This is a genomic window from Streptomyces natalensis ATCC 27448, from assembly GCF_000935125.1.
In the GTDB taxonomy this organism is placed as follows: Bacteria; Actinomycetota; Actinomycetes; order Streptomycetales; family Streptomycetaceae; genus Streptomyces; species Streptomyces natalensis.
In genome coordinates, this window is record NZ_JRKI01000029.1 from 180,836 (window position 1) to 193,154 (window position 12,319).

The following is a 12,319-nucleotide window of genomic DNA, read 5'->3' on the forward strand; positions in this document are numbered from 1 at the left end:
CCTGATGACGCTCGGCGCCGAGCTGCGCGAGAGAGGGACCCACACCGTCCCAGCAGCCCAGCGGACCTGCTTGCTCCCGGCCGTACGAGCCGTCCGTGATCGGCTGACGCCCTGGACCATGCTTCAGCGCTACTGGCGGGCATGGTCGACGACGCCACCGCCCGCCGATCTCCAGCACCTGATCAACGCCGTTTCCGCAGACAGCCCCCTCGAACTCTACTGCCCGTCCAACAAACCACCGCTAGAGATACCGAGAGCGGCTGATCGACTGGCAGGTGCTGCACACAGCGCTGATGCTGGGAGCGTGGGGTCTGTTCGTCAGGAGGCGGCAATGGGCCTTTACGTCAACCACGGCTCCAAGGGCTGGACCGAGCTGCGGGTCCACGGCGTGTCGGGCACCCCTCCGGAGTCCTCACTCGGTCATCCGTGCGTCGCTCGCGTCGCGGGGGACGAGCGGGCCGGCTTCTACCGACGTGAATGGGAAACCAGGCGAGTCTCCGAGGACACCAAGAAATTCCGCCGTGAGACCTACTCCTGGGGCGGGCTGACGTCAGGGGACAATCAACGGGCCCTATGGCTCCTTCTGTTGCCGTTCATGCTCCTCAACCTGGCCTTCTTCACTGACCGCGGCCATCAAGCCAGCGACACGACTTGGCATGTGGCCTTCCGAACCGTCGTCCAGCGGCTACTGGCCATTTCCCTCACCGGAGCCTATGTCCTCGGCGGGATCTCGGCCTCGGTCGACCTGGTCGGTTGGCAGTGCGGCAACGCGGCCCTCGGCCGCCCAGCCGGGGCGAAGGCTTGCGCCGGAGGTACGGGCTGGCTTCGGTGGCTGCAGTACGGCTGGCTCGACTCGCCCGGACGCCATCTCACTGTGACGGCCGTTTTCCCGATCGCTCTGATTGCACTGCTGTGGTATCTAGGCAACAAGACGTGGCGGGTCGCGGAGGCACAGCCGGTATCGCAGAGCCCCGGCACTCCCGACGTCCGAACACCGCTCGAAGACCGCCGCATGTGGAACGGGCGCGGGCCGGTACGCCGTCTGCGTGCCCTGCACATCGCGGGCGCGTTCGCCATCACGACGGTGTTCATCCTGGCCCCTCTGGTCGACCCTGCCCGGCGCGGCCTCAACGCCTTGACGGACAACAACCGTTGGGAGGCGGGGACGGCGTTCTTCCGCAGCCTGTGCCTGGTGGTGGCGCTGGTCTTGCTGGCGTTCGTCATCGTCATGGTGGCACTCCCCGGGACTGCGAGACGTATCCGTCCGAGCGCCCAGGATCGGGTCTCTTCCGAGCGTGATCTGTACGGGTTTCTGCCTTGGGGAGCGCTTGTCCTGGTCGTCGGTGCAGGGGTGGCGGCTTCGTGGGGTTCCAAGGGCGGTGAGAATTCGGCCGCGAGCCAGCTGCCGTGGGAAGTGGCGTGGATCCACGTACTGTTCATCGCCCAGGCTGCGATGCTGGTTCTCCTTTTCGTCTCCCAGCTTCTCTCCAGACTCCTGGCCTGCCCGCCCGCCACAGCATCTTCCCTCAAGGATCTCCCGCGGCAACCGTGGGGCGGCTTCGTTCTGACCGGCGTCGCGCTCCTCAGCTGGGCGCTCGCCGGTGCCCTGGCCTCAGGACTGATGATGCGCACGGCCGAAATTCTGGGTGCGCCCACGGTCGCTCAGCGCTGGGACAAGGCAGCGAAGCAGGCCCAACTGATCGTGCCGGATGCCTACTTCTGGACGGGCACAGCCGTGTCCCTCCTCGTCGCCGTTGCCATCGTCATCGCCGTGATCTCCTGGCTGGCGCAGCGTGGCGCCCGAGGTCACTTCGCCCACGAGGTCGACAGGGTGTACCGCCCCACCAGCGGAGATCCCCGCCGATGCAAGGAAATCGCCACGTCTTGGGCACTGGGGCAGTTGATCGAGCGCAGAGGACAGCGCGGCCTCGGGAGCTTCGTACTCGTAGCCGCGACTGTGGTCGTGGCGGGCACCATCGCGTTCGCGCTCGATTCCAAGCCGGTCACGGACCAGCAGTGGTTGGTCCTGCTGTCCAACCTCGTCCTGAGCGCCGGGTTCCTGGGGATGCTCTGGGCAGGCAAACAGGCGTACAGGAGCCCGCGCTTCCGCCGGACCGTGGGCATCCTGTGGGACATCGGTTCGTTCTGGCCGCGCGAGACCCACCCGCTGGCACCCCCCTGCTATGCCGAGCGCACCATCCCCGATCTTCTGAAGCGGGTGGAGTACTTGACCGCGAACCGGGGGCTGCTGGCGAGGAAGGGGCATGTGATCCTCTCCTGCCACTCCCAGGGTTCGGTGATCGGGGCGGCCCTGGTCTTGCAGACGACGACCGCAGCCGACAGTCGCGTCCGGCTGCTCACGTACGGCTGCCCGCTGACCCACATGTTCGTCCGGTTCTTCCCCGCATACTTCAACGCGAGCAGTCTCGAACGTATCGGTACCCTGCTGGTCGCGGGAGCGCCGGATGCCGACGCCGACCATTGGCCATGGCGCAATCTGTATCGTCTGTCAGACCCGATCGGCAGTTGGGTCCTCGCACCGGCCCAACTACCGAAAGCGGGCGAGCCGGTGAACCCGGTTCCGCCTCCCGTCGACCGACAGCTCCTCGACCCGTCTGGCTTCGCACGCCAGCCGGGCGACCCCTGCTATCCAGCAACCTTGGGGCACTCGAACTACTTTGCCGACCCCGCTTTCGACGAAACCGTGCGGGCCTTTTGCAAAGGCGCGATCCCCTGACCCCGGCACCGCTACGGTGAACGGCCGCTCCTGGGACCGCCCTTTCGACCAGCGGGGCGATGAAGGACTCGACCATCTCGTCGACCGGCTCGCCGGACGCCATCGCCCGGCGGAGGTCGGCGCGGGGCTGCTCATCGACGGCGCACGGGGCCGATCACCGTGCCCGGGCGCGTCGTGTTCGTTCCTTTCGGGAGTGTTCTTGAACGGCGCTCCCGGACGACCTATCGCCCGACCGTAACACCCCGGAGGGGACACCAACGCCAATGGTTCGGCCGAAGGCAACGGTGTATACGTGAAAACACGTCCCCGAAGGGACGGTTACCTCTACGGCTACGGGCTGCCGGCCTTCACGGAAGGTGTCGTCACGGCCGATCCCGGTTTGAAGGGCAAGGCCGGCTTCACGTACCAGGCCACCGCCTCATCCGGTGCGGTCGGCTCTCCCCCTACGACGCCCGTGGAAGCCGCGTTGCCGTGGGTGTCCTCGAAGCAGCTCATCTGGGCGGCCGCCCACTCCGTGGCCGAAGAGAAGGTGGCGGATGCGGGCAACAGCAACCCTGCCGACGATGTGGCGCTGGTGCAGGACGCACTGGAGAAGGTCATGGGTGTCGCCCCGGGCGACCCGCACGGCGTGTTCGAAGCTGAGACGCAGCAGCTCTACGACAGATTCCGCAAGGAGAAGCTGGGCTACTCCGGGGCGGAGGCCACAGGCGTCCCCGGAACGCAGTCGCTCGTCGAACTGGGAAGGCGGTCAGAGCTGTTCAACGTACGCGCAGGCTCGACGCCGGCGCTGGTGCTGCCCTGGATCGACATGAACCAGGTGGTGTGGGCCGCAACGCACAGCGTCCAGGAGCAAGAGGCGCAGCCAGCCGGGTCTGCCAGCGCCAAGGTCGATGTGGCCCTGGTGCAGGAGGGGCTGGAGAAGGTCATGCATACGGTGGTGGCCGATCCAACCGGAATCTTCGAGCAGGCCACGCAGTCCCTCTATGACGACTTTCGCCGTACTGTGCTGCATTTCGCCGAAGGCGATGCCACGGGGATACCCGGTGAAGCATCGCTGAAGGAACTCGGACAGCGCTCGGGACTGTTCCAGGTCCGTTTCGGTTCCACGCCTGCGGGCGGGCCGACGAGTGGCACCGGCGTCGACATGTCAGGGGAAATCAGCCCGAAGGAAGTGACGTTCAACCGGCATGTGAGCGGTGGCACCCTCGAGGAATGGATCACGCAGGGGTGTTCGGCGGCTGGAGTTCCCGCGAACAGCAACTGGATAAGGGGGTTCAAGACTGCCGCCGCTCGCGAGGCGTCCGGCAACCCGAATGTCTGCAACCTGTGGGACAGCAACGCCATAACTCCGCACGGCTTCAGCGAGGTCCATGACTTCGGAGACGGTCAACGACGCAGTGGGCCACCCCGGAAGATCAACGGCGCGCTGGCCCCATTCCAGTGCTCCCGAGGTATCGTGCAGCTGATTCCGCAGTCGTTCGCATCGCAGCACGTCCCCGGTACGTCGGTGAATATCTACGATCCGGTGGCATCGATAGCTGCCGCAATCGGGTGCCTTCGCAACAATCACGGCGTTGCTGCAGACGGCTCCAACCTCGCCTCGAAGGTCCAGCAGTTCGACCCCAACCGGCCGAGCAGGGGCTGGGCCTGCTGACCAGGCCGCTTTTCGGCCGGGCAACCGTCGACGGGTTGCGGGCCGATACCGCGGCGAACGCAGGCTCACCCAAACCAGCAGTTGCCAGGGGCACAAGCGAATCAGCCAACAACCGCAGCGCTCTTGGGTCACGAAAAGAGTTGGCGACATCCAGTCATACGACGCTATGGGCCCTTTCCATAGGGTCCATGTGCGCGCTTCACATTCAGGAGCTCCCCATGCTCAAAGGTATAGACGTATCCAGTAACAACTCGTCCTTCAGCATCAGCGGAATGGACTTCGTGATCGTCAAGGCCAGCGAAGGCCACACTTACCCCAACCCCGAGCAGAAGAAGCAAGCGGCGATCGCCCGGTCCGCCGGACTCGTCGTCGGCTTCTACCAGTTCCTGTGGCCGGGCAACGTGGACGCACAAGCACAGTACTTCGTCGAGCAGTGCGACAGCCGCGAAGGGGACATACTCGCCGTCGACTGGGAGACCACCAAGCCCGGCACCCGTGCATCCAGCGACGAGAAGGACGCCATTCTCCGCAAGATCAAGGCGCTGCGTCCCAACCACCGCGTGATCCTTTACTGCAACCGGGACTTCTGGCTCCACCATGACACGAGTTCCCACGCGGGCGACGGCCTGTGGATCGCCGACTACGACACCCCTCCCGGCCACCCCCACATCACCGCGCCCTGGCTCATCCACCAGTACACACAGCACCCCCTCGACACCAATGTCGCCCGATTCGACAGCCGTGCGGCGATGTCGAACTGGGCCAGCGGCACCGCGATCCACGCCCCGGCGTGACCCTGCCCTTCAACGAACGTTGCGTTGCCAGGTCCACGCGAGCCGCCCGAAGTGCCGGGCGGCTCCGGTGAAGTTGTGCGGGTTCGTCGGGTGGTGAACGCCGCTGTTCAGATCGACGCCCTCGCCATAACTCGGCACCGCTTCCACGGCGAGTGCCCGATCGGACACGAGAGGTAGATATGCCCATGCTGCTCATTACGGGCTCGTACCGCATCCTCGGCGACCGGCCCGACGGTGACACCGTCCACTTCACCCCGCGCGACCCGGGGTTCTGGTGTGAGGTCCCCGGCCAACACCGCGTCAAGCGGGACGAGCACGGCGGTGCCTCGATCCGGCTGGACGGAATCGACGCCGCCGAGACCCACTACAAGGGCGTCGGGCCCGACTTCGTCCACCAGCCACTGAACCTCGGCGCGCACGCCGCCCGGGATGAACTGCTGAACTGGCTGGGCTTCACCGACGTCACCCAGGACACCGAGGAGAAGGTCACTGCTTCGGCCCCCGAGACCGTGCCCGGCTACATCCTCACCACCGGCGCCGACGTTTACGGCCGGTGCGTTGCGCTGATCGGGCGCGGCGACCCGCCGAAGGTCGGCAACCCCCCGAAGCCCGCGAAGAGCGGCGCCCGGATCGACGTCGCCCTCGACATGCTGCACCAGACCGTCAACCACCACCTGCTGTCCCTGGGCCTGGTCTACCCCACCTTCTACAGCAGCCTGTTCAAGGAGCTGCGGGCGGACATGACCGCCACCGCGCAGCAGGCCAGGGCGGCCAAGGCTCCCAACAGCGTCTGGCTGTACGACGTGACCACCACCGGCGCGAAGATCGAGGGGCTCGCCTCTCTCACGGACGAGCTGGTGATCGTGCCCAAGCTGTTCCGCCGCCTGGCCGACTACGTCCGGCTCTTCGGCCCGCCGCTCGCTTGTCTCCCCGCCTACCTGGCCGGTGGCGCCGACGAGTTTCACGTCCCCGGACAGCGCGACAGCATCACCGGCCTCCATCACGTGGTCGAGGTCACCAACGGCACCTTCCGGATGACCCGTCCCATCGAAGACCTCGTGTTTGTCGAGAAGTAGACCGGAGAACGAGACGCACCATGAGTGCCGACACCAACTTCCAGGCACCGGCTGCACTTCTCGCCGTCGTAGCCTCGTTGGACGCCCGGGGCGCCGAAGGCACACCCGCGCAGTACCAGGACGGCCTGATCTGGCCCCTCCTCAAGGCTCATCCGCCATCTACCGCGCCCAACCGCCGCCACCAACTGATTGGCGACCAGGATCGCTAACGCGGTGACGTCGACCAGGTACGTGCACTGTTCTGCGCCAGAGCCCTCCCTCCATCGCGTAGCTCTTGTGGAATGCCGCCCAGCTCCGCACCAGGCAGGGGGGACGGGTTGATCGGTGGGCGTGTTCAGTCGGCCGCGACGGGGGTGAACCGGATGCTCCGCCAGCTCGCCCCGCCGCATCGCATTCACCTGCTGCCGGGTCCGCCCCAGTTCAGCCCACCGCCGTGACCTGCACCACCCAGACCACAACACCGCCCCCGCAGCCATCGTCACCGGACCACCACACCCCGGCAGCACCGCCGAGCCGTCCCGCCAACCCCCACACCAGATCATCCAGGCCTACACACCTCACGACCACAGCTGAACGGCACCTACTTATGCCCGACTGCTCACCTTGAGCAAGGCAATCGAACTCCCGACACCTCAGTCGATCCGAACCATCGCAGGTCAGAGCCTCACGTTGGTACACCTTGACTGAGAGGGGTCACGGGCAGTTCACAGCTATTGCTCCACCTGGCCGCTCAACTGTGCCCAGGTATAGCTGTCCATACTGTCGTGAGGGCCGATCCTGGAGAGTTCCGAGCCGTCGCGCCCCACTGCCACGATGAGCGGTCGTATCCCCCCGTGGCCTGTATACGGGGACTTCCAGACGACGATGAACCTGCCGTGTCCGGGCACCTCGATCCGTCGATCGCCGAGGAGGAGATGATCCACTTCGGCCGCCACCTGGAGCATGTTGGAACCGACCCACGGGGCCGTCCCGATGATGTCCGGATGACAAGACCCCCGCAGGCGATAGGCATAGCTCAGACCACCTGTGCCTTCGCCGACCTCGATCATGCCGACCTGCCCCGGCTGGCCCACCGCCAGCCTCCCGGCAGGCAGGTCACCGTCCGACGCACTGCCGCCGCCTGTGTACTGCCACGTCTCGCCGCAGCGCTCGATCAGTGCGGTGTGCGTCTCCGCTTTCGCGGACCTGGGACGCCGGACGAGCCAGACTGCGCCGACCCCCGCGTCCAGGTCGACGTCACCGGACACCAGGGTCATCCAGCGGTGAGGCAGCCAACCGGGCTGCGATACGTCGCCGTTGACCACGCGTCTGACCACCCTCGGCAGAATGATCTGCATCCAGCGGTGAATACGGCGAATCCGACGCAGCTCAGCGCGAGTGGACATGTTCACACGGTACCCAGGGGCGAAGCCCGCCGCGCCAGTGACGCCGAAGGCGTGGCCTTGACCGCTGCAGATCCCCATCCCTGGTACGACGACGGAGCACGACCTGCGAACGCATTCCTTCAGGTGAAGTGCAGTTAACGACACGGAACTGTTCCCCGAACCAACGACCCGCGCAAAGCTGATGGCCAGCAGATGAGCCCGGTATGTGTCGACGCCTACCGCGAATCTTTCGGGGTCGACGACGACCCGGGTGCCCTGGCTGAGGGTCCGCAGCGCCTCGATGTGGTAGCTGCCGGGCCGGCGGTCGATCTGCGCGTACCACACGTACAGATCCAGCTCGTTCAGACACAACCCGCCGTGGCACGCCCGACCACCGCGGATGTGGGTGCGGTCGATGTTCAGATCGTGGACGAAGTCCACATCCGCCATGCCCGCGAGGAGTTCAAGACATCGCTCCCCGGCTTCAGCGGGGACGGTGGGGCTGCGCGGCAGCCGCCGCACGGCCTCGGACATCCCGATGGGTGCGCTGGACAAGAACGTACCCACCCGCAATGGCCGAATGCCGACCCACTCCCCCAGAACTGTGCAGTAAGCGACAGGCTGCCCGAGACCTGCCGGAGCTACGCGTACGACCTGCTGCGGTGGTTCCGGGTCCTGTGGTCCCTGGAGTTGTGCAGAGGGCGATCCGGCCTGCGGCCGCGGTCGGAATTTCGCCGGTTCGTCATCTCCAGGTCGCCATTGGTGCCATGTCGCGCTCCCTGAGTATCAGTTCACTGGAGCGCCCCCCGCACACCGGACCTGAAAGAGGGACGCATGCTAAGACGCGGGCTTATCACGCTCGTTGCCGTCGGCCTTGCCATTTCGGTGGGGTCGGTGGGGTCGGTCGCCACGGCATCGGCAGCCGGCAGCCCGGTGACACTCGCCGTGTTCGGCGACTCGCCGTACGGCAGGTCGGCGTACGCGCCCGCGGGCCAGACCGCCGACACCTCGCAGTTCCAGAAAACCCCGGCGTTCATCGGCACCATCAACAGTGACCCGACGATCAGCGACGCCATCCACGTGGGCGACATCCACTCGGGCAAGGAGTTCTGCACCGAGGACTACGACGCCTCGATCGCGTCCGTGTGGAAGACCCTCACCAAGCCGCTCGTCTACACGCCGGGCGACAACGAGTGGGCCGACTGCCACAAGGCGTCGAGTCTCACCTCGCCCGGTCAGGGCGGCGGCTTCTACGACTCGGCCTCGGGCACGACCAACTACATCGGCACGAGCGGCCTGTCGACCAACACGGCGGACTGCGTCAGCTACCACTGTGGCAACCCGCTCGACAACCTGGCCAAAGTCCGGCAGAACTTCTTCGCGCAGCCCGGCCGCACCCTCGGCAGCGGGACACTGAAGGTGGTGTCCCAGGCCACCGCCTACGACCCGAGCCACCCGGGCGACGCCCAGTACGCCGAGAACGTGAGGTGGGCACAGAACGACATCGTCTTCGTGACCATCAACGTGCCCGGCGGCTCGAACAACGACGCCGACCCCTGGTACAAGGTGCCGACCGCGACTCAGGCGCAGACCGACGAGCGGACCAATCGGACCGCGGCCGACGTCCGCTGGCTCGATGCCGCCTTCGCCGACGCGGCGGTCCAGCACGCCAAGGCCGTGGTGATCACGTCGCAGGCCGACGTGTGGGACCTCGACGGCAAGACCAAGGACCACCTGACGAACTACGAGCCGGTCATCAGCGAGGTCGCGGCGAAGACGACCGAGTTCGGCCGTCCGGTGCTGATGCTCAACGGTGACTCGCACCTGTACCGCTCGGACAACCCGCTGTCGCCGACGGCGACGTGCACCGGCGAGACGGACCCGGCCACCGGGGCCGGCGTGTGCGCCCACGACCCGGGTGACAACGCTTGGAACGAGCACCCGTACTACAACGTCTCGAACTTCCACCGGATCGTCGTGCACGGCAGCACCACTCCGCTGGAATGGCTGAAACTGACAGCCGACCCGAACGCCAACTACGCCGTCACCGACACAACCTACGGCCCGTTCAGCTGGCAGCGGATGCCGCAGCCACAGCTGTAAAGCCCGCTGAGAACACACGACCGGCCAGGTGTCCGATGTGGACCCCCGGTCGGTCGCATGCTGCTGGAACGACGCCTGATCGATGGTGCTTGGCGCGCCGTGCCTGTGGGCCGCGTCCTTCGGTGCCAGCGTGCCGCACGACCTCGTCGCCGTGTTCGCGGGCGCTCTCAGCTCCACCGCGCCGGTCCTGCGTCGGGTGCTGCCCGAGAGCACGAGGGACCGGCTCCTGCGCGCTCCGGCGGGCTGGGCGTCGGCCCCACCCCCCTACGACGCACGAAGCCCGGCCTCCCTGGCAGGGAGGCCGGGCTTCGTGTTGTGCTCTGACATGCGGGATATCGCGGCTTCACACCCCGGAGCCAGAACGTGATGGTGCCCCCGACCCACGGGGTTGGGAGCACCAGGTTCGGTCCCGGCCGCCCCAGGCGAGTGGGCACCGTGCCGCCCGGTCGTCGAGGCCATGGGCGAGTCCACTGGGAAGTGGGCGAGTCCACTGGGAAATGTGAATGAGTAGTTCACCGACGTGTGGGGTTCCCCGCCAGCCTGTGACCGGCAGGGAACCTGATGGGTTGATCGAGTCGGGAAAAGGGTCAGCAGACCGGGGGGTCGGGGGTCCCCCACTCGCGCAATACCTGGTCCGGCTGCCATACCCAGCCGGCGGCTTCCGGGGCATTGAGGTTCCACCAGTTCCCGTCAGCCGTTTGACAGTTGATGGTGACTTGCTGGCCGTTCCGGCCTTTGCCCACGATCGCTCCGTCGGGGGCTGCCAGGATGTCGGCGTCTGCGATGAAGCGCCCGGGCACTCCTGCCGCGGCTTGGGCCGCCTGTGCCTGCGGGGACAGGAGCGCTCCTCCGAGGAAAGCGACGGACAGGCCAACCAGTGTCAGCTTTGAAGCGAGTTTACGCACTAGGTCTCCATGGCCGGAGGCGATATTCGCGAATACCGGAATATCGCATGGTCAATTCCCGGTGCACGCTAGTAGGCGGCGATGAAATTCCGGTGTAACGGCTGGTGCTTCCCATTTATGCATAGGGGCCTCTCCTAACGCCCTCTTGCACGGTTGGCCGTGGCTTGGTGCCCCGGTAGCTCGCTGACTGTGCATGACGGGGGCTGGGGCGCGTGAGCGCATCGTGGCGGAGTACCGGGCCGCTGGGCAGCCGGCCGCGGGCCGCAGGGACCTGGACAGTTCGCCTCCGGCAAGACCCAGCAGAACGCCGTGAACGGGTGGTGAAGCCGCCACACCACAAGTTCAAGAAGAACGCTCCCGCCTGATACGAGGCACGGCACGAACAGCAGCGCAAAGCCCACTCCTCACGACGCATCCGAATCGAGCACGGCAATGCACACATGAAGAACTGAAGGGCGCTTACCCAACACCACGGTGTCGGTTGAAAGCCAGTAGCCAGATGTCAACCCTGAGCCGCCATCAGCCATTGTCCTCTACCTGCTCGGCCTGGTGTTTTTCTAGCGCTACTACTGGCAGGGGATGAGGTTGAGTTGTGGCGAGCAGTGACCTCACATCGGACAGCCTGGTGACTCTTCCCGAGAAGGCCCACGGAGGCAGGCAGACCGCTGGTGCTGCGTCATGGCAGGATCCCCGCATGGATGACCGACGACGGACCGCGGCACGCAGGAGCATCGAGGGGCTGGCGTTCGGCGATGCCTTCGGGGAGCGCTTCTTCGGGCTGTTCCGCCCCGAGGCCGAGGCCCGCCGGCTGATCTCGGAGCGCATCGCACCGCCCGACCCGCACTGGCACTGGACGGACGACACCGCCATGGCGCTGGAGCTGCTCGCCGTCCTGGAGACACATGGCGAGGTGCGGTCGCAGACGCTCGCAGAGCGCTTCGCCGCACGCTACAAGGCCGACCCCGGCCGCGGTTACGGCTCCGGTATGCACGCCCTGCTGCCCCGCGTCGCCGCCACCCCCGGCGAATGGGAGACGCTGGCCACCACCCTCTTCGGCGGCGAGGGCAGCCTCGGCAACGGCGCGGCGATGCGGGTCGCCCCGCTGGGCGCCTGGTTCCACGACGACCTCGACCGCACCGCCGAACAGGCCGCCCGCTCCGCCCGGGTCACCCATGCCCACCCCGAGGGCGTCGCGGGCGCGGTGGCGGTGGCCGTGGCAGCCGCCCTATCGGCCCGCGGCGAGCCGCCGGCACCCGCCGCGGTCGCCGACCGCACCCCCGACGGCGCGGTACGACGGGGCCTGCTGGCCGCCGCCGGATTGCCGCCGGACACCGACCCTGTCGCCGCCGCGGCGGCCCTCGGCAACGGCCGCATGGTCCGCGCCGACGACACCGTCCCGTTCGCGCTGTGGTGCGCCGCCCGGCACCCCGACGACCTGCCGACCGCACTCTGGGCGACCGCAGCAGGCTTGGGCGATGTGGACACCACCTGCGCCATCACGGGCGGGGTGGTGTCGGCCCGGACGGGCACCGGCGGGCTGCCGCCGGAGTGGTCCGAGCGCCGGGAACCGCTGCCCCACTAACGCCTGCCCGAGTGCGCCGGCCACCGCCCCTCATGCCAGGACACCTCGATCGGCGGGCCGAAGCACGCGCGCCGGCCTGCTGACAGGCTGTGGCGCCCAGACGA

General features: G+C 67.1%; 10 protein-coding genes and 1 pseudogene. 8 read left to right on the forward strand and 3 right to left on the reverse strand.

Annotation, left to right across the window (positions count from 1 at the left end):
- Positions 1–118: 118 nt before the first annotated feature.
- From SNA_RS20690 to SNA_RS20700, 3 genes are all read left to right on the forward strand, one after another.
- A complete protein-coding gene (locus SNA_RS20690; RefSeq protein WP_157880019.1) occupies positions 119–2,737 on the forward strand; it encodes a hypothetical protein in 2,619 nt (872 codons plus the stop codon).
- Positions 2,738–3,029: 292 nt separating this feature from the next.
- Entirely contained in the window at positions 3,030–4,391 is a 1,362-nt protein-coding gene (locus SNA_RS45030) for a hypothetical protein (protein ID WP_051877096.1), read from the forward strand.
- 218 nt (positions 4,392–4,609) lie between these two features.
- Positions 4,610–5,185: a glycoside hydrolase family 25 protein gene (locus SNA_RS20700; RefSeq protein ID WP_030063536.1), complete on the forward strand. Its 576-nt coding sequence runs from the start codon at positions 4,610–4,612 to the stop codon at positions 5,183–5,185.
- 9 nt (positions 5,186–5,194) lie between these two features.
- Here the strand turns inward: SNA_RS20700 and SNA_RS42600 are convergent, their stop codons facing one another.
- Complete coding sequence (locus tag SNA_RS42600) at positions 5,195–5,353, reverse strand: hypothetical protein (protein ID WP_157880020.1); 159 nt, start codon at positions 5,351–5,353, stop codon at positions 5,195–5,197.
- A gap of 17 nt (positions 5,354–5,370) precedes the next feature.
- Between SNA_RS42600 and SNA_RS20705 the strand changes: the two genes are divergently transcribed.
- Both SNA_RS20705 and SNA_RS20710 read left to right on the forward strand, forming a co-directional pair.
- Positions 5,371–6,261 (forward strand): nuclease, encoded by an 891-nt coding sequence (locus SNA_RS20705; RefSeq protein WP_338059812.1) that lies wholly within the window; start codon positions 5,371–5,373, stop codon positions 6,259–6,261.
- 20 nt (positions 6,262–6,281) lie between these two features.
- Complete coding sequence (locus tag SNA_RS20710; RefSeq protein WP_030063539.1) at positions 6,282–6,470, forward strand: hypothetical protein; 189 nt, start codon at positions 6,282–6,284, stop codon at positions 6,468–6,470.
- A gap of 501 nt (positions 6,471–6,971) precedes the next feature.
- Here SNA_RS20710 and SNA_RS44175 read toward each other — a convergent pair.
- Entirely contained in the window at positions 6,972–8,180 is a 1,209-nt protein-coding gene (locus SNA_RS44175) for a hypothetical protein (RefSeq protein WP_241779762.1), read from the reverse strand.
- 279 nt (positions 8,181–8,459) lie between these two features.
- On the opposite strand from SNA_RS44175, the gene SNA_RS20720 reads away from it, so the two are divergent.
- A complete protein-coding gene (locus SNA_RS20720; RefSeq protein ID WP_063894093.1) occupies positions 8,460–9,728 on the forward strand; it encodes a hypothetical protein in 1,269 nt (422 codons plus the stop codon).
- Between the two features lie 88 nt (positions 9,729–9,816).
- Positions 9,817–9,972, forward strand: a pseudogene (locus tag SNA_RS41975) (DUF317 domain-containing protein); the annotation flags it as partial.
- Positions 9,973–10,315: 343 nt separating this feature from the next.
- On the opposite strand, the gene SNA_RS42605 reads toward SNA_RS41975, so the two are convergent.
- Complete coding sequence (locus SNA_RS42605) at positions 10,316–10,633, reverse strand: SH3 domain-containing protein (RefSeq protein ID WP_157880021.1); 318 nt, start codon at positions 10,631–10,633, stop codon at positions 10,316–10,318.
- Positions 10,634–11,327: 694 nt separating this feature from the next.
- On the opposite strand from SNA_RS42605, the gene SNA_RS20730 reads away from it, so the two are divergent.
- On the forward strand, positions 11,328–12,215 hold the full coding sequence (locus SNA_RS20730; RefSeq protein ID WP_044366150.1) for an ADP-ribosylglycohydrolase family protein: 888 nt from the start codon (positions 11,328–11,330) through the stop codon (positions 12,213–12,215).
- Positions 12,216–12,319 lie beyond the last annotated feature (104 nt).